The organism is Veillonella parvula (assembly GCF_032575955.1).
GTDB classification, from domain to species: Bacteria; Bacillota; Negativicutes; order Veillonellales; family Veillonellaceae; genus Veillonella; species Veillonella parvula_J.
Window position 1 is genome coordinate 67,629 of record NZ_JAWFXN010000006.1, and the last position, 22,982, is coordinate 90,610.

At 34.3% G+C, this 22,982-nt stretch carries 17 protein-coding genes; all 17 read left to right on the top strand.

The features are described 5' to 3' along the window. Window positions 1-47 precede the first annotated feature (47 nt). The gene (locus E7L28_RS06790) at window positions 48-1,133 is read left to right on the top strand and encodes a glycosyltransferase family 4 protein (protein WP_008714515.1); all 1,086 of its coding nucleotides are present in this window, start codon (window positions 48-50) and stop codon (window positions 1,131-1,133) included. A gap of 41 nt (window positions 1,134-1,174) precedes the next feature. Next, window positions 1,175-2,113, top strand: a complete 939-nt coding sequence (locus E7L28_RS06795) for a VirK/YbjX family protein (protein ID WP_077707880.1) — start codon at window positions 1,175-1,177, stop codon at window positions 2,111-2,113. An 80-nt stretch (window positions 2,114-2,193) separates the two neighbouring features. Beyond that, entirely contained in the window at window positions 2,194-3,387 is a 1,194-nt protein-coding gene (locus E7L28_RS06800; RefSeq protein WP_077707881.1) for an O-antigen ligase family protein, read from the top strand. A gap of 250 nt (window positions 3,388-3,637) precedes the next feature. Then, a complete protein-coding gene (gene wbaP / locus E7L28_RS06805; protein WP_316711553.1) occupies window positions 3,638-5,077 on the top strand; it encodes an undecaprenyl-phosphate galactose phosphotransferase WbaP in 1,440 nt (479 codons plus the stop codon). Next, a complete protein-coding gene (glf, locus tag E7L28_RS06810) occupies window positions 5,077-6,174 on the top strand; it encodes a UDP-galactopyranose mutase (RefSeq protein WP_287501385.1) in 1,098 nt (365 codons plus the stop codon). Before wbaP ends, glf begins: the two co-directional genes overlap by 1 nt. Window positions 6,175-6,236: 62 nt before the next feature. After that, window positions 6,237-7,007 (top strand): DUF4422 domain-containing protein, encoded by a 771-nt coding sequence (locus E7L28_RS06815; protein WP_316711554.1) that lies wholly within the window; start codon window positions 6,237-6,239, stop codon window positions 7,005-7,007. Window positions 7,008-7,015: 8 nt separating this feature from the next. After that, window positions 7,016-8,080 carry a glycosyltransferase family 2 protein gene (locus tag E7L28_RS06820; RefSeq protein ID WP_316711555.1) on the top strand — a complete coding sequence of 355 codons (1,065 nt, stop codon included), beginning with the start codon at window positions 7,016-7,018 and terminating at the stop codon, window positions 8,078-8,080. A 14-nt stretch (window positions 8,081-8,094) separates the two neighbouring features. After that, on the top strand, window positions 8,095-9,240 hold the full coding sequence (locus E7L28_RS06825) for a glycosyltransferase (protein ID WP_316711556.1): 1,146 nt from the start codon (window positions 8,095-8,097) through the stop codon (window positions 9,238-9,240). A gap of 16 nt (window positions 9,241-9,256) precedes the next feature. Next, entirely contained in the window at window positions 9,257-11,170 is a 1,914-nt protein-coding gene (locus E7L28_RS06830) for a hypothetical protein (protein ID WP_287501389.1), read from the top strand. A gap of 94 nt (window positions 11,171-11,264) precedes the next feature. Continuing rightward, complete coding sequence (locus E7L28_RS06835; protein ID WP_287501390.1) at window positions 11,265-12,032, top strand: ABC transporter permease; 768 nt, start codon at window positions 11,265-11,267, stop codon at window positions 12,030-12,032. Between the two features lie 15 nt (window positions 12,033-12,047). Then, window positions 12,048-12,776, top strand: coding sequence for an ABC transporter ATP-binding protein (locus E7L28_RS06840; protein WP_287501391.1), 729 nt, complete (start codon window positions 12,048-12,050; stop codon window positions 12,774-12,776). Window positions 12,777-12,789: 13 nt separating this feature from the next. Next, a complete protein-coding gene (locus E7L28_RS06845) occupies window positions 12,790-15,846 on the top strand; it encodes a glycosyltransferase (protein ID WP_316711558.1) in 3,057 nt (1,018 codons plus the stop codon). Window positions 15,847-15,858: 12 nt separating this feature from the next. Then, window positions 15,859-16,968: an acyltransferase family protein gene (locus E7L28_RS06850; protein WP_287501682.1), complete on the top strand. Its 1,110-nt coding sequence runs from the start codon at window positions 15,859-15,861 to the stop codon at window positions 16,966-16,968. A gap of 259 nt (window positions 16,969-17,227) precedes the next feature. After that, window positions 17,228-17,866: a hypothetical protein gene (locus E7L28_RS06855; RefSeq protein ID WP_316711559.1), complete on the top strand. Its 639-nt coding sequence runs from the start codon at window positions 17,228-17,230 to the stop codon at window positions 17,864-17,866. A gap of 217 nt (window positions 17,867-18,083) precedes the next feature. Beyond that, window positions 18,084-19,160 carry an acyltransferase gene (locus E7L28_RS06860; RefSeq protein ID WP_316711560.1) on the top strand — a complete coding sequence of 359 codons (1,077 nt, stop codon included), beginning with the start codon at window positions 18,084-18,086 and terminating at the stop codon, window positions 19,158-19,160. Between the two features lie 66 nt (window positions 19,161-19,226). Beyond that, complete coding sequence (locus E7L28_RS06865) at window positions 19,227-19,553, top strand: Tat pathway signal protein (RefSeq protein ID WP_316711561.1); 327 nt, start codon at window positions 19,227-19,229, stop codon at window positions 19,551-19,553. Between the two features lie 435 nt (window positions 19,554-19,988). Then, window positions 19,989-22,406: an autotransporter domain-containing protein gene (locus E7L28_RS06870; protein WP_316711562.1), complete on the top strand. Its 2,418-nt coding sequence runs from the start codon at window positions 19,989-19,991 to the stop codon at window positions 22,404-22,406. The last annotated feature ends 576 nt before the right edge of the window (window positions 22,407-22,982 follow it).

The window sequence follows — 22,982 nt, forward strand, 5'->3', positions numbered from 1 at the left end:
TGGATGCCACTATATGTGTATTGATCTGTATATGATAGGAGGAACCTATGTCTATAATCAATATTGTAGGCGCCAAAATTTGGGGCGGTGGTGAACAATATGTATATGATATTTGTAAACAATTACAACAACGACATAGGGCTGCTTATACCTTAGTAGACCAATCAAATGAAGAGATGCAATCTCGCTATGCTCAAGTCGGCCATGTGATGACTGCCAATCTCTATACTTTGAAGGGTTTTCTATCTGTTAATGCAGTAGCCAAACAGATGAAAGCACAAGGAATTAATACAATTGTATGCCACTCTGGTAAATATATCTTATTCTGTATTGCTCTTAAGCAGTTAACGGGTGCTAAATTGATGTTTATTAAACATAATCTTGTACCTGGTAAAATAGATATGTATCATAAATGGATCAATTCACAAGTAGATGCCTTTGTATGTGTATCTAAACTCGTTTATGATGACCTTATGACACCTATTATTAAGAATACTAGTAAATATTATATTGTTTATAATGGTATTGATCCAAATAGATTTCTTTCATTTGCAGATAATGTGCCAATGAAATCTAAAGTTACTACATTTGGATATAGTGCGCGTATTACAGAACGTAAGGGTTTATATCTGATTTTAAGTGCTCTTGAACAGATTCATCAAAACAATCCAGATATTCGGTTGATTATATCGGGGGCTGGTACAGAGGATCAAATCAAAAAACTTAAAGACTATATAGATGCGCATTACATGCATTCTTATGCTGAATTTATAGGTTTTACACCTGATATTGAAGGTTTATATAGATCAATTGATTGTTTGTTATTGCCAACTGTAACGCGTGAAGCCTTTGGTCTTGTTATTTGTGAGGCTATGTATTGCGGTGTACCAGTCATTACGAGTGGATCTGGGGCTCAGAGAGAAATTATAGACGATGGTATATCTGGATTTATTGTTGATCCTTTGAATGAACATACATTACAACAAGCGATGGAGCATGTGATGAGTGATGCGGTAGATTTATCAAGTATTATCACAAATGCACGACGTGTTGTTGAGGAACGATTCATCATTAATCGTGTAGCTGATGAATTAGTTGCGATTATAGATAATTTACACTCCACTAATCATTAATGATAAAGTTTGTTAGTTGTATTAGTGGATAGGAGTAAGAGATGGGATATTTACAAACACAATGGCAACGAGGTCGTAAGATTTACGGAAAGCGTAGTTGGAGGGAAACACGTCGTACTTTTTTACATACAATGCGCTCCATACGAAATAAACGAGAAATAGAGGCGCTAGAGAACTACTTTGCAAATTACACGCCTGATTTAACACTATTAGATCGTCAAGTTGGTTTATTTGAGTTGATGACAAGATTTTTCTTGTTTAAAAGTTCTACACCTCAGGAACGATTAGAGGCCATTGTTAATCATTTTGATTATTTGAAAGATATATTTACAGATGAGGCGATTCGTGAAATGTACTCTGTAGATCCAGAGAATATTTATGATGATGTAAGTCGTATGAATCGTGGCTTTATCGTATGGGAATCAGAAGACCTTGATATGGTGGCCCGTTTATATTATGGACCTGGTCAGCGTAAAGAAGGTTTTTTGACCTTGTTACTCACCTTGGGTAAGCAGGGCGTATACCATGCTAATTTTCGCTTTGGCAAAGGCTTTAATGGGGAATCTGCTATGTGGATTGGTACAATTCAAGGTTATAAAGATGGTCTTGATAATGCTAAAACAGTTACGAAAAAGATGTTTGGCTATCGTCCAAAAAACTTTATTATGTTCCTATTACGTCATATTGCAGTCATTTGTAAAGTAGAATCTATTTACGCTGTATCTGATGAAGGCTTTTACGCGAATACTCATTTAGTTCGCGGTCATCGTGCAAAGGTAGCTGAGCTAGATTCATTGTGGGAGGAATCTGGCGGTGTACTATGTAGTGATGAACGTTTTTTCAAAATTCCTTTAGAGGAATATCGTAAGCCTATTGAGGAGATTAAATCACAAAAACGTAGCCAATATCGTAAACGCTATGAATTACTCGATCAATATGAACAAGAAATTCAAGAACATATGAAAAATTTAATAAAATAAGTATACATTTATACGTTATATGTAAGTCGTAACTATACTTAATTATTAGATAATAACAATAAGGGGATAAGGGTGTTAGTATGAAATCTTGGATACTTAAGAATTATGAAATGATACTTACTGTACTCATTTCAATTATGATATGTACGACGCGGTCATCTATGGCTTTTGGTAATTTTATTTATGGACTTATAGTACTCGTTACACTTTTAACATGGTGGTATAAAAGAGATGAAGTTTCTATACCAAATTCGATACGCCAATATGGATGGGCGTACTTAGGTATGCTGTTATGTATATTACCGTCTGCATTTATTAGTGATAATATACGAGTGACGACTAAGTACTTCTTTAATATTTGGATTTGGAAGATTTTAATTATCGTACCAATCTTGCTATTTATCAAGAGTTCTCGCAAATTATATACTATTTTATCAATATTTTTTGTGTATATAGGCATCGATGCTCTATCTGCCTTTGTACAATATTTACTGGGGTATAATGTAGGAACAGAGGGTCGTGCAGGTGGTGTCATTAATGGCTCTATGATGGGGCTAGCTATGTTGTTAACGCTCGCTTTTCCATTAGCTTTAATTACTGTTTATGATAAAACATTTCCTTCTTATGTAAAAAAATCAGCTGTATTCTCTTTATTTAGTATAGTGTTGGGAATGTTAGGCAATCAAAGCCGTGGTTCTTGGCTATTTAATGGTATTAATGGTGTACTTATTACATTGCGCTATTCCTTTGTTAACATTCGTTATTTATTGGTACTTCTTGTGGCTGTTATAGGAATCAGTTTTATATTTACTAGTAATCAAGCTTATATGGCTCGTTTTGAAAGCACCTTTAATGTAACTACTGATGGCTCAAATTTAGGCCGTATCTATGTATGGGAGTCGGATAGAAAAATGATTATGGATCATCCTGTAATTGGTGTTGGTCCAGGTTTGTGGCAGAAAACATATCGAGAGCAGTATAAATCAGAAAAAGAAACCCAAGACTTAGGTCATTCTCATAATAATATGTTACAAATAGCCTCTGAATCTGGCATACTAGGTCTAATTGGGTTTTTAGGATTCTCAATTTTCACAATCTATAAATCAGTAAAAAGCTATATTATATCTACAAATCCTTATGATTTATCAATCATTGTAGGTTTTATTAGTTATTTATTTTTATTTGGATCTATTGATTATACTTGGGGTAATTCATCGGGTATTCGCATTTTTTGGGTTGTTATGGGGATTATGCTTCAATTGCGGGATAATTGAGAATTATATAGCTGTATTGGAAGGCATCTAACTACTATTTAATAGACAATTAAGTAGGATTTAAATAGACTTAAAGAATAAATAACTACATAAAAGATAGGTGAAATCTATGTTTTTTATAGTTTTATATATTTAAATATGATACAATATATGTAAATATTGGTACATTGTATTCGTATGATAGAGAGGTTGTTTTCTTAATATTTTGAGATTGAGAAAACAACCCTTTTTTATAACTTGGGGTATTAGTATGAATCGTTCTATCTGTAATAACAATAATAAAAAGTTATTTATAAGTAAGCTCATAGTACTTATAGCAGATTATATTGCTATTGTTTTGGGGACATTAGCAGCCTATTATTTGCGTTTAAACTTATCAATTTTACCAGTAAGTTCAAATTTTAAGGTAGAAGAAATTTACGTATATGGTATTGTGCCTATCGTATTTTTAACTATCTTGTTGCTTAATAATGTCTATTCTGTGGTAACACCTTATTGGGATACGATGAAAAATTTGTTTCGCAGCATTACCATAGGGGTTGTCGTATCGATTGTTCTCATGTACACAGGACATGTTATTAATGATGTGTCTCGTTTATTTGTTGCCTTTGCTTATATATGTATGCTCGTATTTATCTTTAGCGAGCGTTTTATTGTAGGAAAATTACTTTCAAAAGCAGGATATTTAACAATTCCGATTCTTCTCGTTGGGGCGGGAAAGACAGCAGAACTTGTACAGAGATCATTAGAGCGTATGCCGATTACTACCTATAAGATTATTGGTTATGTAGATGATAATCCTAAATCATCATCCATCGCTAAAGAATATCCATGCCTTGGAGCCTTTAAAGATGTAGAAAGCGTTATTAAAGATACAGGCGTTCAAACTGTACTGATTTGTGCTCCGGGACTTGAGTCTAAAAAATTAGTATACTTGATTAATCGATTACAAGTATTAGTAAAAAGGGTGGCCTTTGTTCCTGAATTATTCGGTTTACCAACAAGTAATATTACAGCTCATGGCATGATGGAAGAGCAGGCGGTTATATTACGTGTGCAGAATAATTTAGCTCGTAAGTCTAACCGTATTACAAAGCGTATCTTTGATATTGTAGCTACCGTATGTGGCGGCATTTTGATTTTACCGATTCTCGCTATTATTGCTATATTGATTTACTTGGACTCTCCAGGACCTATCGTATTTGGTCATAAACGTGTTGGACAGGGTGGGAAAACATTTTTTTGTTACAAATTTCGATCTATGGTGCCAAATGCGCAAAAGGCTTTGGAGCAATATTTAAAGGATAATCCTGCTGCTCGTGAAGAATGGGAACGAGATTTTAAATTAAAGGATGATCCTCGGGTTACAAAAATCGGAAAATTCCTTCGAAAGACAAGTCTTGATGAATTGCCGCAGTTGTGGAACGTTCTCGTTGGGGACATGAGCCTCGTAGGTCCACGACCTATTGTTCGAGATGAAATTGTAAAATACGGCGATTATATTAATGACTTTTACCTTGTACCACCAGGGATTACTGGTGTTTGGCAGGTAAGTGGTCGCAGTGATACCACCTATGAAGAACGGGTGTTAATGGATTCTTGGTATGTGCATAACTGGTCCGTATGGATCGATATTGTATATCTCTTGAAAACAGTACTAGTTGTATGTAAAGCAAAGGGAGCCTATTAATGAAATACGATTATTTGGTAGTTGGGGCAGGCCCATTTGGTGCTGTATTTGCTCATGAGGTGCACAAGCGTGGTAAATCTGTACTTGTCATCGACCGTCGCAATTACATAGCAGGGAATCTTTATTGTGAAAGTAAAGAGGATATCAATATTCACGTTTATGGTGCTCATATTTTCCATACATCCTTGAAACATGTGTGGGATTATGTCAATCAATTTGCCGAGTTTAATCACTATGTAAATAGTCCTGTAGCAAACTATAAAGGCGAGATGTACAATTTGCCCTTCAATATGAATACATTCTCTAAAATGTGGAATATTCGAACTCCAAAAGAGGCACAAGATATCATTACTAAACAACGAGCTGCCATATCAGGGGAGCCAAAGAACTTAGAAGAGCAAGCTATTAGTTTTGTAGGTACGGATATTTACGAAAAGCTCATCAAAGGGTATACGGAAAAACAATGGGGCCGTAAATGTACAGAGTTACCAGCTTTCATTATTAAACGATTACCTGTGCGTTATACATACGATAATAACTATTTTAATGATCGCTTCCAAGGGATTCCTATGGGTGGTTATACCAAGATGATTGAACGCATGTTAGAAGGCATTGAAGTCCGTTTAGGTGTAGACTTTCTCAAACATCGGAACGAATACGAATCTTTGGTAGATAAGATTATCTACACAGGCCCTATAGATGAATACTTTGGTTATTCTGAAGGGGTATTAGAATATCGCGGTCTTCACTTTGAAACAGAACGTCTCGAAGAGGAAAACCATCAAGGCGTTGCGGTGGTGAATTATACGGAAGGAGAGATTCCGTATACTCGTATCATTGAACATAAGCATTTTGAGTTTGGTACACAGCCTGTTACGTATGTAACAAAAGAATATCCAAAGGACTGGGAAATCGGTGAAGAAGCGTATTATCCAGTAAATGACGTAAAGAATTTGGATCTATATGCAAAATATGTTAAAAAGGCTGAAACAATTTCCAATGTTATCTTTGGTGGTCGTTTAGGGGAATATAAATATTACGATATGGATAAGGTCATTGCTAGTGCTTTAACTTTGGTAGAAAAAGAGTTAGCATAGATAATTTCTCATATTGTACTAGAAGAGTGTTAATAATATACAACTCATGTAGGAGAGTACTAGTGAATATAAAGATTTTAGTAGCAACACATAAACAATATTGGATGCCTGAAGATTCTGTTTATATGCCGATTCATGTAGGACGAGAAGGTAAGGCAGATATTGGTTATACAGGGGATCATACAGGAGATAATATATCTTCAAAGAATGCTAATTACTGTGAATTGACGGGCCTCTATTGGGCATGGAAAAACCTTGATGCAGACTATATTGGTCTCGTTCATTACAGACGTTACTTTACACGTAAAGAGGTGTACTCCGTAGAAGCAAAAAAGGAACAAATCCTTACAGGTGCAGAGTGGGAACAACTTCTTTCTGAATATCCTGTAGTAGTTGCAGACAAGCGTAAATACTATATTGAATCTAATCGCTCTCACTATAATCACGCCCATCATGCAGAAGGACTAGATGTGGCAGAGCAAATCATTGCAGAAAAATATCCAGAATATAGTGGAGCTTTTACAAAGGTTTGTAACCGTAATTGGGCGCATATGTTTAATATGTTTGTCATGCGCCGCGATTTGTTTAATCAATACTGCGAGTGGATGTTCTCCATCTTGGAGGAATTAGAGAAACGCGTTGATATTTCCGATTATGATGCGTATGAAGCGCGTATTTTTGGCTTTGTCAGTGAAATCTTGCTCGACGTATGGCTTGAAGCGAATAACATTAATTATAAAGAGCAAAATGTATCCTTTATGGAGCCACAAAATTGGTTGAAAAAGGGTAGTTCTTTTGTATTGCGTAAATTTGGTTTACATAGTAAAGGCTAGGTATCGTTGTGAATCCAGTACTATCTATTATTGTTGCAGCGTATAATGCGGAAATGACAATTAAACAAGTTATAGACAGTGTATATTCACAGGATGTTGATAAAGCTTTATACGAATTGATCATCGTAAACGATGGTTCAAAGGATAAAACGGGGAAATTGCTCGACTCCTTAGCGAGTACCTATCCTGATATGTGTCTCATTATTCAGCACATTCCTAATGGTGGCGTATGTAATGCTCGCAATTATGGTATATCCATTGCAAGCGGTGAATATATTACCTTTATGGACTCCGATGATTACTATGGCGTAAATATCTTTTCCGCTTTTTTCGAGAAACATAATCAGCACCCAAATGTAGACTTTTGGAAATACGGTGCTGTAGAGCATTATATCGAGCATGGTGAAAGCCTTCGAGACAAGATAAACGACGTTGGAAATTTCGTATCTGACTATGCTATAGATATCTTGCGGATGGTCCTTAAAATGGAGTATATCCCACTCTTTGGTTATGTGTGGAATGGGTTTTACAAGCGGTCTACCATCGAAAAATACCATATTAAATTTTCCTCAGAATACATCATGGAGGACTTTATGTTCTCTTTTGAATACTTAACCTATGCAAAGTCCATGGGGACTATTCCTCATGTGTATTATCACTATATGCTCGACTTAGATAAGACTAGTCTTTCTAAGAAATGGGAGCCTAAGTACTACGAAATGTATCGTTTGAAGATACAAACTATTCATCAATATATGCTTGATGAAGGCATTGATGATGCGTACTGCTACCAATTGTTGAGCGTATTATATGTTAAGTATATATATTCTGCACTAGAGCGCATGGGCACTGTTTCTTCGCTATATGGCAAATATAAATGGCTACAAGAGCTGTGGCATGACGATATATATAAGTATATGCAGCCTCACATGAAGGACGGAGCCTCTCTTATTGGTGTATTATCTGGACTATTAAAATATAAATGCAATTTAGGAATTATTGCCTGCACAGAGTGTATTTCTTTTGTTCGCCATCGTTTAAAAGGTCTATTTGCGAAGATCAAATCTAATTAGAAAGAAGCACGATTATGATAAACCGAGAATCCCGTGGATTACGTGTGTTACAAGTGGGGATGACACGTAATCTAGGTGGCATAGAAACATATTTGATAGAACAATTTAGACATCTTGATAAAAGTAAAATCGATTATGATTTTGTGAACATCACGGGGGAGTACTCCATTTGTTATGAAGATGAAATCTTAGCTTCTGGTAGCAAGATTTTTAAGGTTGTTTCTAGACATAAAAATCCACTGCTCCATTATTGGCAGTGGTTTATTATACTATTACAAAATAAAGGCGTTTATGATGTAATCGTCTTGAATACTAATAGTTTGGAATACGTGTTTCCTCTCGTATTGGGGAAGGTTTTTGGCATACCTGTTCGGGTTATCCATAGCCATAATTCAGGCTTTGAAAACAAACAAGGCTTGGCACGTCGTCTTTTGGTAGGGATGAACAAGAAATTACTTGCTTGGAGTGCGAACTTGCGCTTTGCATGTAGTAAATTTGCAGGTCAATGGATGTTTAAAGACAATCCATATCACGTTATTTACAATGCTATCGATATTAGAAAATATGATGCAAATCCAGTGGTTCGCAATGAAACTCGTCAATCCTTAGAATTACATTCGGAATTAACCTTGTTACATGTAGGGCGTTTTTCGTATCAAAAGAACCACAGTTTTTTGCTAGATATATTTAAGGAAGTACATCAAAATCAGCCTGATTCTGTGTTGTTACTCGTAGGGGACACCAGCGAAGAGAGTGTATTTTTAACGGAAGTTAAACAAAAAATCAAAGAATACGGGTTAGAGGATTCCATTCGTTTACTAGGCAGACGAGATGATGTAAATAAAATCATGCAAGCTGCAGATATACTGGTGATGCCATCTTTCTTTGAAGGCCTTACCGTTGTGGGCATAGAGGCACAAGCATCGGATTTGCCACTGCTTTTATCTGCCACTGTGACTAGGGAATTGGGACTTTTACCATCTACTCAATTCATTTCATTAGAAGCAGGTGCTAAGGCCTGGGGTGAGATAATTGTAAATAGTAAACAACATAGCAGACAAAGCCGTTATGAAGAATTAAAAGCAGCAGGTTATGATATTACAAACGAAACAGAACGTGTAGAGAAGTTATTACTAGAAGCTTATCATGAGCTAGCATAATAATTGGGGAGAAGGAATGGAGTTAGCATTACAACAAGCCATCGATGTACATCCGGTCATTACATTTGATGTATATGATACGCTAGTATTTCGTGTTATCTATAAAGATAGAGATCTATGGCATTTAGTAGATCGGGAATACCAAAAGAGAAATCATGCAAAGCCTATTGGTTTTTATAAGAAACGGGAAGCAGCTGACCACAAGGCGCGTAAAACCTATTCGTACCGAGAGGTAACGCTAGATGAAATATACGAAGTCTTCGCTGATTTATACGGTCAGGAATTAGCCGATGCATGTAAGGCTTTAGAAATCGAATTAGAAATTAATTTAACCTTTCCTAATGATGAGGTCATAGAGGCCTATCAATACGCATTGCAGCAAAACAAGAAAGTATATATTATTTCTGATATGTATTTGACGGATACTATCATAGGACAGGTGTTAGAGCATAATAAGATTACAGGCTACGACAAATTATTTGTGTCCTGTATATATCACAAAACTAAACATGAAGGGGGAGCCTTGTTTAGTGCTGTATTAGAGGAAATCCAAGCAGAAGCTAAGGATGTGTTACACATCGGGAATGATGTTAAGGCAGATATTCAACAGTCTAAAGCTATTGGTTTAGATGCGTACTTAATTAAGCCTCCTAGCCATAAATCGTATGTGAATGAAAGCAAGGCTAAGGGCGATTTAGATTATTCTTTATTATATGGTTTTATCAAAAAACATAATTTTTCTCAAACGCCTGAGTCTTTGGCGTACCGCTTAGGTTTTGATGTGTTTGGCCCTATCGTTAAGGGCTTTATGGAATGGATTAAGGTGCATAAGGATAGCTATAATCTTGATGCGATTCTGTTCTTGGCGCGAGATGGGTATGTGTTGCAAGAGATTAGCGATCAAGAGGGGGAACTTACTAGCTTCTACTCCTATTTGTCCCGTCGTTCCGTGGTCATTCCTATGATTCAGTATCGTCAGTCCTTAGAGGACATCTTGCGGTTATATAAATCTTGGCAGCCAAATATAAGGCTGAATACTTTATTTAATCGATTGGGCATTCCTTATGATGCGGAGGTTGTTCGTTCCGTTGGTTTAAGTGAAAGTTCTACCTTTACGCGCGATGAATTGTCTCAAGATGAGCGTATTCAAGCTCTTTATAGTCAAGTGCATCCGAAGATATATTATAATTCACAAGAGCAAGGTCAGTTATTGTCTGATTACCTCAAACAGTATAAGGATTACGGTAGAGTTGGTGTTGTAGATCTCGGTGCAGGTACTATCGTATCGGCACTCCAACAATATAGTACAATCAAAAACTATGACATCGAGTGGATTCCTTTGTACTTACAAAATAGTCATGAACCTAAGGATTCGTATATTGATGTTTCTCAAAACTATGAATTGCAAACAGCCTTGCGTTTAGGTTATATGTTCTTGGAGGTATTCTTCACGGCACCGCATGGTACAACCTTGGGTTATAAGTATAGTGAAAAAGGTGAGGCAGTACCTCTATTAGAGGAGTACGAATATAGCGATATACCTGAGGAATATAAAAAGCGCTTAACTGAGCTTCATCAAGGGGCAAAGGACTTCTGCGAGTTCTATCCTTTAGATATGATGCAATACGGTTCTGTGGAGGCGGGTATGGTGATGACGAACTTTAGCCGATTCGTCTTGCATCCTGATGATGAAGACGTAGCTTATTGGGGGCCGTATCCAGTATATATAGATTTCTTTGAGCCGATGGTTAAGAATAAGTCTTTGTACTTTTATTTTGGCAATCCAAAACAATTGGCTAAGGATTTTAAGAATAGTATCTGGCCTTCGGGTTTCTTGCATGCTTTAGGTAATTCTAATCTGTTCTTAGACGTATTAAATCATAGTAATCAGCTACGATTACTTTTGAAATATAAGTCGGAGAAAATTTGAAAATATATTATTGAATACTGGACAGATATATTAGACAGGATATATTTTTATTACTTATACAATTTATTATAGAGTCATTAAGGGGGCAATAATAGTGTATCTAGATATAGTTAAGTATAGAAACTTAATATCTGAGTTAGTAATGCGTGATATTAAAAAGAAATATAGGCGAAGTATATTAGGTTATTTGTGGAGTATGTTAAACCCACTCCTTACTATGCTGATTACAGCAATGGTATTTTCTAACTTATTTCGGTTTCAAATTGATAATTTTGCTCTGTATTTATTGACAGGTCAATTAATTTTTACATTTTATTCCGAAGCTACTAGTTTTGCAATGGGATCTATATTAGAAAATGGATCACTTATAAAAAAAGTATATGTGCCAAAATATTTATTTCCGATATCTAGAGTATCCTCAAGTGCAGTGAACCTATTGTTTTCACTGCCAGCTATGTTAGTAATTATGCTATATACTGGTCATGAAATTACAGTAACATTAATAGCTTGTATATTACCCCTTGTGCTACTGTATTTTTTCTGTATTGGTGTAGGTCTATTTATATCAGCATTAGCAGTATATTTTAGAGATATATTCCATCTATATGGTGTACTTATTACTGTTTTAAATTATGCGACACCAATCTTTTACCCTGTTAATATTATTCCTGAGGAATATAAGTTTGTAGTGGAATATAATCCATTATATTATTTTTTAAGCGCTTTTAGAGAGGTAGCGTATAATAATACATTACCAAGTATAGAGTTGCTTAGTATTTGTATTTTGTTTTCAGTTGGTGCGCTCTTAGTCGGGACTTATTATTTTAATAAAAAGCAAAACACCTTTGTTATGTATTTATAATAGGGAGGAGGATATATGGTGCCAGTCATAGAGGTTAAAAATATTCGTATGGTTTTTAATCTAATGGAGGAACGCGTTGATACATTAAAAGAGTATGTAATGAGATTCATAAAAGGACAATTATTTTATAATGAATTTGTAAGTCTTGATGATGTATCATTTACTGTTGATAAAGGAGATATTCTTGGTATTGTTGGGTTTAACGGAGCTGGTAAAAGTACTATGCTTAAGATTTTAGCTGGTGTATTAAAGCCAACAGCGGGGAGTGTATCAGTAAAAGGTTCTATTGCTCCTCTTATTGAAGTTGGAGCAGGATTTGATCCAGAGCTAACGGCTCGTGAAAATATCTATTTAAATGGGGCTATTTTAGGATATAGTAGAAAATTTTTAGATGCACATTTTGATCAAATTATTGCATTTGCTGAGTTAGAGAGTTTTGTTAATGTTCCTATTAAGAATTTTTCTAGTGGTATGTATGCACGACTTGGATTTGCTATTGCAACTGTTGTCGATCCTGATATTTTAATTGTCGATGAGGTACTATCAGTAGGGGATTACAGATTTAAAGAAAAATGTATTAAACGTATTAAGAAAATGATTGATCAGGGTACAACAATTATTATCGTATCTCATGAAATAGATTTAATAGAAGAGGTTTGTAATAAAGTTTTGTGGTTAGATCATGGAAAAGTTAAAGGAATAGGCAATACTGATGAAATCTGTGAAGCATATAAAGTAAGTTAAGGGGAATTATAATATGAAAGAACCATTATTATCTGTAATAGTATCTTTACAAGAAAAAGAAGAGAAACAAATAGAAAAAGTAATTGATAGTATTATTAATTCAACATATAAAAATATTGAATTAATTGTAGTCGCATCAACTGAATCAGAAGTTTTAGATACATATGTTGATTTATATGATAATGTATCAGTTACTATTAGTGATAAAAGTGATTCTATTTTAGAATTGGCACGTATAGCATTAAAACAGGCAAATGGACATTATATTTCATTCTTAACATCTAATGAATATGTATCTTGCGATTTTTATCGTACTATGGTACAGCGAGGTATATCTACTAAATCTAATCTTGTAATGGGGGAGCATCTTTTTATAAATGATGAAAATATTCAGTACCCATTATATGCTCACAATAGATTACTTGATTTAAATCTAGAAGGAGATGCATGTAAAGAGTTTCTATTAAAGCAAAGTGGATCTGATTTTTCTTTATTCTATACTTTTAATAAGCTTTTATCTAAGTCCTTATTATCAATTGTTGTAGGGAAACTTGAGAATATTTCTATTACCACTAATTTTGCGTTGTGGTATATATTTAATGTATTAGCATTTTATCATACAAATAAAATTGTCAATATTAAGAATAATTTTGTGTATCATGAAATAGGTAGCTATTCTAAATCTTTGAAGGAATATAAGAAGAATATAGATAGTATTGAGTCTATTATTACTGTTATTAATAAGATTTTCAGTCAATCTCATTTAGATGTTTCTTATGATTTAAAACAGTGGACATTACATACTATTCAATCAGTTTTAAAAGGATGTGACAGTAAATTATCACAAATAGAAAAAGTGTCCTTATATAAACATATTAAGACAAAATTTGGTATTTCTGAAAAAGAATTGCATAAAATAGATTTCTTTACTATGCATACTCCAAATACAAAATTAATGGGGGAACAGTTAAAACTTAATATTATCGATGAAAATATTAAGGTTGTTAGCTTTGATATTTTTGATACATTGGTATTTAGGCCTTTCTGTGAACCTACAGATTTATTTTCACTCTTATCAGAACGAATTGCATTTAAGTTACAAAGTAAAGATCATTTAGAATTAAAACAGTTACGTATTGATGCGGAACAAAGGGCTAGAGAATTACAGCATATCAAGAATCCATCATTAGAAGATATAACAATCGATGATGTTTATGATGCATTTAAAGAGATATCTAATTATGATGATAAAACAATAGATATTATTAAAAATGAAGAAATTAATTTAGAATTAAAGTATTGTTATCAGCGTAAATTTACAAAAGATCTATTTGACCTTGCTCTATATATGGGAAAAAAGGTTATTATTACTTCTGATATGTATTTACATCAAGATACATTAGAATTGTTGCTTGAAAAACAAAATTTTAAAGGATATTCAAATATATATGTATCTAGCGAATTAAATCTAACGAAGGCATCTGGAAATTTGTATTCTTATATACAAAAAGAATTAGGATATAAACCAGAAGAATTTATTCATATTGGTGATACAATGCATTCTGATGTTAATAGAGCTAGAGAGCGTGGTTGGAATGCCTTCTTTTTGCCGAAGGCTATTGATTTACTTAAGGGTCGAATTCCTGAAAACTATACAGGGAATGCATTTAATGTTATTTTCGAACAATCTTATATGCAACGAAATACTCATTATTTTGAACGGTTCTTAGGTATGAAGGCAGTTTTAGGCCTTGTAGCTAATACATTATTCGATAATCCATATACAGAATTTATGGGAGGATCAGATTTTAATGCAGATCCTAAGATAATAGGATACTATGCATTAGGACCATATATTTTCTCTTTAATGCATTGGCTAATTAAAGATGTTCAGACTTTAAAATATGATACATTAAATTTCTTAGCTAGAGATGGGTTCTTACCACTAAAAGCTTTTAATATCTTACGACAAGTTTATCCAATAGATACTGAAGTTAACTATGTTCGTTTTTCTCGTGATGCGGTCTTGCCTTTACAACTTTCTAACCGAAGTGATCTTGATAAAATTTATAATTCTAATATTAATATACGTAACTTAACACCTAATAAGGTATTAGTTATATTTAAAGATTTCTTGAAGGTTAGCATGGAAGAAGCAAAAACTATCTTATCAAATGCTAACATTATATTAGAGCGACCTTTTGGTACTTATGAAAGCTGGTATAAATTTATTACTGTTTTTGGTAATGATATATGGAGTGAAGATGCTACTAAAATATATCAACAAAAAATGTTTAATAGTTTTAGAAAAATATTTGGTGGAAAATCGGCTACTTTTGATGTAGGGTACAGTTGTCGTGTTGAAAGTGCTTTAAATCGTTGTTATGGGTTTGATATAACTCCTTATTATATTCATATTAATAATGATATAGCTTTATCTAGAGGAAAGCTAAATCAAATGGATGTTAAAACATTCTTTGCTCATACTCCTGGTGTAACAGGTTTATTACGTGAACTATTGGTTAGTGGAATGGAACCATCATTAAAACAATTGAGTGTAGATGAAAATGATGAGTTTATTTATGAATATAAAGAATATTCTATTGATTATGATGAATATTATATTGTTGATTTAATTCAAAAGAATGCTCTTGCATTTGTAAATGATTTTGTAAGGATTTTTGATACGGATATCGAGTTTTTACATTATCAGCGTGAAGATTTAGCATTAGTTCATGAGTATTTTAATCATAGTCCTAAAGAGTTAGACAAGTCTTTATTCTCTAGTATTTCATTTGAAGATAATTTAGGTATTGGCGAAGATGTGAATTTTAATCATTTTTGGACTGGTCAGATTGCTGCTGTTAATAGCAATAATATGGGCGCTGGGCAAGGTTATGCGTATTGGATTAACCCATTATGGAAACGCGCTATTTGTTTATATTTCTTAGATAGAGAGTTCTTAAAGGACAGAGTTCGCTACCGATTAAAACATAAGAAATTATTATTAAGATCTATTGAATCTATCTATCGTGGTGTACGAAAAGTATATCGATTAATATGTAGATAGGATACTGTGATTATGATAAATATTGTAAAGCGTGATTCTAGTATTGATACATTACGAGTCTTGGCATGTTTGTTAGTAGTTCTATCTCACTATTCATATACATATGAAGGTTCAGTACATTTGAATGTTTCAGGTTTATTTGGTGGATTCACTGGAAGATTAGGTGTTTCACTTTTCTTTGCTATTTCTGGATATTTGGCAGCTATTAGCTTACAACGTTTAGAGAGCCTGATACAGTTCTATGTTACAAAATTCTTACGTATTGTTGTTCCGTGGTTTGTATCCTATTGGGTATTGACATTTATTATTATGTGTATAGGATTTATAAATCCTGTTTATATGGTTGATGTTCCTTTTTATAAAGTAATATTTCAAAATGGAAGTTTATTAGATGCTATTCTATTTATGGTTCCTTATGAGACCTATGTAGCAACTAAGTTCTATAATTTTGAGTATCTATTTATTGGTGAGTGGTTCTTAGGAACACTTGTTGTTATGTATATAATTGCACCATTTATAAAAAAGGGGTTAAGTAAATCTGCAGTTGCTACATCTATAGGAGTAATAGCCATTTCAATTGGATCATATATGCTCTTACATCATCTAGCTGATTATGTTTGGTGGTTATGGGTTACACGTTTGCCAGAATTTGTATTGGGGATGATTCTATATCAATATAAAGAATTTTTAATACAGAAAAAGATTATATACGGCTGCTTAGTTATAGGTTTAGTTGGTTTTATAGTAAATTACCAATTTAATCAAGATACACATATTTTATGGCGTATTATTTCTTTAAATCCTTTATCCTTTTTAGTAACTATGCCTAGTATATATTTTTTATTTATTTTAATACGTAGGGTTCAAAGAATTCCTGGTATTGAATATATTAATAAATTAGCAGTAATAGGGTATGCTATTATGTTAATTCAGCATGTTGTTATCTATCTTGTAATGCATCATGTTCCTATTAATCAGGTTAGTCGATATGGTATAGTGTTCTTATTTTACTTTATAATTATTTTAATTATATTAATATCACACATTATACAAAAATTGTATAAGCCACTTGAAGATTATTTAGTAGATATAGTTAATAAAAGATATAAGATATATAAATAGTATAATTAATATCATAAGAAATAAGGTTGCTTGGTAGCATAAGTCCTTGATAGGAATATTTTGTACTTTGATATAATGTTTATATAATACAAAAGGAAGGTCTACTAATTATTGCAATAGTGTGATTAATAAATTAATCAAATGTAGACCTTCCTATTATTCTTTATTGTACGATATAATTATATATTTTGTGTAAAATTTTTAAAAACTAAGTATCAGCTTATATTATGAAATATAAAGCTATGTTAGCGGAGCTTGTATGTCTAAATTAAAAGTTATCTATAAGTATATGTGTAAAGCTCTTATGAGAATAAAATTATGTACTAAATGTAATAATCAATTAGGTTATTGGGATAAACTATATGATAAATATTATGAAGAGTATAAGTTCTTAAGTATAAAAGAGTTGAGAAGATTACAAAGTATTAAGTCTGTTGATTATAATGTAAATATGTCATATACTTGGGTGAATATATTTATAGGAGCAATATTAGCCACATTTGTATCTAATATAATTAATGTGACTAATTTTATATCATCTGATATACCAATAGATTTAGATCAAGCTATAGTTGACTTTATAGGTTGTGTAGTGATAGGTATAGTTATATTAGCTCCATTAGTTGGATACTTTTATTTTTCAATTAAAAGAATATCTACTTTAAAAACACGTATATTTTATTTCTTATTCATAGCAGTTTTTATAATAGGACAGTTTGCAAAAAAGAAATCATTAGAAGCATTTGTTAACAATGCTATTGTAGTTTTATTATTTTTAAATATACTTATGGTAATAGTGGCTTTTTTAGATAAACAAAAACAAAGGCTAGGGATTGAATGTGCTGTTATTAAGGATCTACTTTTAGAGAGAGAAGAAAATAATAAAAATAGAATATAGTAAATTACACCTTTAAATTTAGAAATAATTTTGAAGGTGTATTTTTTATCTTTCTAAATATATTGAAATTGATCAGATCTTAATAGTTTTGAATATTCTTATGCGTAAAATCTGTCACAACATTCTCATATATGTACTGTATTTTATGGTTTACATAACCGTTATATCTAATAGTTTGGAGAGATGTTTGAGTTTTATAGAATGAGAGGTATAGCGTATGAGACAGAGCAATATTGAATTGTTGCGTATCATTTCGATGATACTAATTATTATGCATCATTTTAGCGTGCACGGTTGTTTCCCCTTTACACCAGATTTAACGTTTAATAAGGTGTTTCTCCAAGTATTTGGACTTGGAGGCAAGGCTGGTGTAGTTGCTTTTGTTATGATAACAGGCTATTTTATGATTTCTAGTAGCTTCAAGTTGCACAAGTTTGCGAAGTTAGTAGGGCAAATATGGTTTTACAGCATTGCCATGTTGGGCGTGGCTATGGGTTTAGGACTCGATACGGTGACGTCACGAAATATGATGCTCGCTTTATTGCCTATTGGTGCCATGAGTTGGTTTGGTCAGAACTTTTTGGTACTCTATTTATTAACGCCTATTATTAATCGAGTGCTTCATTGGCTACAGCATAAATACTACGTTATGCTTCTAGTGGCTTCCACGGTAATTTGGTTCTTAATACCGACGGCATTGAATTTGTGGCCTAATGTACCGCATACCACCTTTGGATTCAAACATATCTTTTCCTTTGTCGTATTCTATTCGATGGGGGCGTACATCAAGCTGTACGGCTCATATATAACAAAGAAAATAGGTATTATATTTAGCGCCATAGGCCTTGTAGGGGCTTTTCTAGGGGATATCCTCGTCGATGTACTGGCCATGATGGATCCAGCGTATATGAAACAAATTTTCTACTTTACGCAAAATGATTATGGTTTCTTTCAATTGCTATTAGGTATTGGCTTATTTATTATTTTTTTGAAAGCAAAGATCACTTATCGCCCTTGGATTAATGTGGTAGCATCTACTACCTTTGGCATATACCTATTGCATGACAATAGGTTATTCCTTCATCATATGTGGGACAATGTATTGGCAACGTATCAGTACTATGATTCAATACTATTACCTCTGTATGCAATCTTTGTAGTGGCGCTCATTTTTGTCGTCGGTATGACCGTAGACTATGTGCGGTTAGCTTTCATAGAAAAACCTGTGATGAAAGCAATCACGCCAAGCCTCGACCGGATTCAGTCAAGGGTTGAGAAAGTACTGCCATTATAATGCGATTATCGGTGTTTTTTGGTATAATATATAAGTATTCTTACCATAAAACGGGAGGTAATTATAATGCGTAAATTCTTATATATGATAGCGGCATTGCTTGTATTAATTGGCATTAGCACAAATGATGTAGAAGCTCGTCAAGATGTGTATGCTACGACATATCTCGGTAATAGCTGGTATGTAGATCAAGACTCTGTAAAGCGCGTGGGGGATATACTCAACTTTACAGTGTACACAACAGCAGGTCTTAGCTACAAAGTGACATCTAGTGATGATAACTATTACAATGCAGACGTATTTTACGATAATAATAAATTCGTATCGGATAATGGCCAATCCGTCTGGAAATCTCCAGGCATGATGGCAGCCATGCGCGTGGCTCGTAGATAAACAAAAAAGGCAGAAATTATTGATATATCCTCCATTACTGAACATCTAGTAATGGAGGACATGTTATATAATCTCTGCCTTTTCTTTTGCTTTGGAAAAAGCAAATAGCCCTTCGTTACCAGTGACTGGATAACTGAAAGGCCATTTCATCATATTCTTTATTCTTTTGAGATGAGCCCGACGGTTCTACTCGCTTGGCTATCTACTTATATTATAGGGATAAAAATATATATCGTCAAATTCGAATGAACGATAATATAGCTTTCAATAGATTTTTTATAATTATGGGCAGCACTTAGGTTCCGCCTTTTTCTTTTGTTATTTATTATTTTTTTGATGATGAAACAGTTTTCTTATGTTTACAATAATAGCCCCTATAAATTATAATTAAAAAGATTTAATGGTAATTTATAGTATGAATGAGAGAGGGTTCTTATGAAACGTGTGTGTAAAGCAAACTTATCATTAGCGATTGCCCTGACGATTGCTAGCTCTGTAATGCCTAATGTAATGGCAGAAGATACTGTTATTAGTGCCGTTAAGGGTGAGACCTTAAACTTGGGAAAGGTACAAGGGACACTGTATGGTATTGATGCAGATAATAAGAGTACTATTAATGCAGATTATGTATCTGGTAGACTAATGGATGGACGAAAGACTATCATTACTAGTCAAAATGGAAGTACTGTGAATATTAAAAATGGCGATCTTCAAGTTGGTCGTGGCAGTAATCCACTTGTTATTGCTAAAGGCGGTACTGTAAATCTCGGCGTAGATGGTAATAAGGGTAATTTTACTGGCCATGATATGTCCATTGAAGGCGATGTGCGTATCGATGGTAGCGATACACATCCATCTGAAATTAATATCGGTGTAGATAGTGATGAAGTACTATGGACTGGCTTTGCTCTCAACTTAGCAGATAAGAATGCAAAACAGCCAAACCATATCAATGTATTTCTTGGTGATCGTGGTTATTGGGACCATATGTATCAAGGTGGTTTAAATGGCACTAGATATAGCACAATGACAACTCCAAGCCGTGTACATCGTTTGGTAGGTTCAAAAAATCGTAATTTTGAATCCATAGTAACTCAAAGTGAGCATAATGAAATTCACATTGATAAGTTAGAAGGTCATGTAAACTTTATTTATGATCCAAATGGTGAGTATGATGACAAAGAAGATCCAGATTACAAAGAGCGTAAAAATCTTGTAAATGGGTTGACTCCAGAATCCTTCTGGGGTGGTGATATCCATATTACAAGTGCGGCACCTAATTCCGGTGCTCATATGTATACGAGTCGTAAGGGATTAGACTTGTCTAGTGAAGATAATGTAAATAAAGTTTTAGATAACTTGGCACATAAGGTGTACTATCACAATTATGTAAATGGTGAAAGAAACCTTCAAGGTACAGTTGCTATTGCCTCTACAGGTGCTGAATCTGCACGCTTTAAAGTATTAACCGAAGGTCATGCTAAGGAAGGTGCTGTTACGTGGCAGGCTGATAAAAATGGTCAGGGTAAATATGAGTATGGTGAGGTAAAACCGGCTCCAGTTCCAATGCCTAAGCCGGAAGTGAAACCAGCACCGCAACCGACTCCGAAGCCTGAGGTAAAACCGGCTCCGGCGCCAACGCCTAAACCGGAAGTGAAACCAGCACCGCAACCGACTCCGAAGCCTGAGGTAAAACCGGCTCCGGTTCCAACACCTAAGCCGGAAGTGAAACCAGCACCGCAACCGACTCCAAAGCCTGAGGTAAAACCGGCTCCGGTTCCAACACCTAAGCCGGAAGTGAAACCAACACCGCAACCGACTCCAAAGCCAGAGGTAAAACCAGCGCCAACACCAACACCTAAGCCAGAGGTGAAACCAACACCGCAACCGACTCCGAAATCTGAAGAAAATCAAACACCAGCTCTTGCGCAGAATCCTCAGATGCATGTGAATATGGGTGCCTTTGATACACCACATATGCGCGGCGTTCGTTCCGCCATTATGAGTAATATTAATGGTTGGAGAACGTTGACAGATAATATGTATCGTTCACGCGTATTACAACAAGGGGAACCGACAGGTATTTGGGCTCGTGTTGGTGGCGGTAAATACAGCTTTAGTGGAAACGGTGTCGACACAGATACAACTTATACACGTATTCAAGGTGGTTACGATGCTAAAACTGGCAGCGGATGGACTATAGGTGGTCAAGTTTCCTATCTTCGTGGTAACGATGATTACATTTTCAACGGCTCTGGTAAGGAAAAAGCTTTCGCTGTCGGTACGTATGGTTTGAAAGATCTTGGTAACAACCAATATATCCATATTGAGTCCCAAGTAGGTCGTGCATCTAACGATTTCACTGTTCGTAATGAGATTGGTGAAAAACTTTCTGGTGAGACTAAAACTAATGCGTATACAATTGGTGCACGCTATGGTAAAACCGTGAAACTTTCAAATGGTACATATATCGAGCCACAAGCACAATTGAGCTATACTCACTTTGGTGGTGATAGCTTCAATGCTGGCAGTATGCATGTAGATCAGTCTGGTGTGAGCAGTACAGTAGGCGGTCTTGGCCTTGAAATCGGTAAACATTTCGGCGCAGGTAATCTATATACTCGTCTTGGTGTTAACCATGTATTCTCCGGTACAGTAAAAACTACGTATACAAGTGGTGCTACTACTAAATACACTTCCGAGGACATTAAAGGCACTTGGACAGATTTAGCCTTTGGTGGTCGCTATGGTTTTAATGCAAATAACAGCATCTTTGCTGATATTAGTACAGGTCTATCTGGTGATTATAAGGCCGGTTGGTCTGTAAATGCAGGATTTACACATAAATTTTAAGCGAATTATTAATAGATAGGAGCGATTTTAGTACATCGATAATTGCATGACAGGTAAAGTCGTCTATTGATTCATTCATATATTTCTTTAAAACGTTTCTTATTGTATCGAGCATTAGTTCGACTTATAATAGGATTAGGATAGTCAACGAGGTTGGGCCTCTCTTTGTTAATGAAGGGAGGGGTGTCTATGAGTGATTATGAGTTAATCATGCTAATTCTAGAGGTAATAACTGTAGTTATTGCCTTTGGAGCACTTGTGGCTCTTATTTGTCTTGGAAAAGACAAATAGCCCTTCGTTACCCGTAACTGGATAACTGAAAGGCCATTTCATCAATTATTTATAGTTCTGAGATGAGCCTAACGGAACCACTCGCTTGGCTATCTACCTATATTATAGGGATAAAAATATATATCGTCAAATTGAGATGAAATACATTATTATAATAACTACATATAAATAATCATAAAAGCTGTACATACATAGATTAGATTGAACGGCTTTGATGTCAAAACCAATGTGACATCAAAGGTAGTTCAAAAATCGATTGTGTGTACAGCTTTTTTGTGTTTTGGT

Bases quoted from the DNA above. Each gene is read 5' to 3' on its own strand.
- E7L28_RS06825 (WP_316711556.1), top strand. From the start codon at position 8,095: ATGATAAACCGAGAATCCCGTGGATTACGTGTGTTACAAGTGGGGATG.
- E7L28_RS06800 (WP_077707881.1), top strand. From the start codon at position 2,194: ATGAAATCTTGGATACTTAAGAATTATGAAATGATACTTACTGTACTC.
- glf (WP_287501385.1), top strand. From the start codon at position 5,077: ATGAAATACGATTATTTGGTAGTTGGGGCAGGCCCATTTGGTGCTGTA.
- E7L28_RS06840 (WP_287501391.1), top strand. From the start codon at position 12,048: ATGGTGCCAGTCATAGAGGTTAAAAATATTCGTATGGTTTTTAATCTA.
- E7L28_RS06790 (WP_008714515.1), top strand. From the start codon at position 48: ATGTCTATAATCAATATTGTAGGCGCCAAAATTTGGGGCGGTGGTGAA.
- E7L28_RS06830 (WP_287501389.1), top strand. From the start codon at position 9,257: ATGGAGTTAGCATTACAACAAGCCATCGATGTACATCCGGTCATTACA.
- E7L28_RS06870 (WP_316711562.1), top strand. From the start codon at position 19,989: ATGAAACGTGTGTGTAAAGCAAACTTATCATTAGCGATTGCCCTGACG.
- E7L28_RS06865 (WP_316711561.1), top strand. From the start codon at position 19,227: ATGCGTAAATTCTTATATATGATAGCGGCATTGCTTGTATTAATTGGC.
- wbaP (WP_316711553.1), top strand. From the start codon at position 3,638: ATGAATCGTTCTATCTGTAATAACAATAATAAAAAGTTATTTATAAGT.
- E7L28_RS06850 (WP_287501682.1), top strand. From the start codon at position 15,859: ATGATAAATATTGTAAAGCGTGATTCTAGTATTGATACATTACGAGTC.
- E7L28_RS06860 (WP_316711560.1), top strand. From the start codon at position 18,084: ATGAGACAGAGCAATATTGAATTGTTGCGTATCATTTCGATGATACTA.
- E7L28_RS06795 (WP_077707880.1), top strand. From the start codon at position 1,175: ATGGGATATTTACAAACACAATGGCAACGAGGTCGTAAGATTTACGGA.
- E7L28_RS06855 (WP_316711559.1), top strand. From the start codon at position 17,228: ATGTCTAAATTAAAAGTTATCTATAAGTATATGTGTAAAGCTCTTATG.
- E7L28_RS06845 (WP_316711558.1), top strand. From the start codon at position 12,790: ATGAAAGAACCATTATTATCTGTAATAGTATCTTTACAAGAAAAAGAA.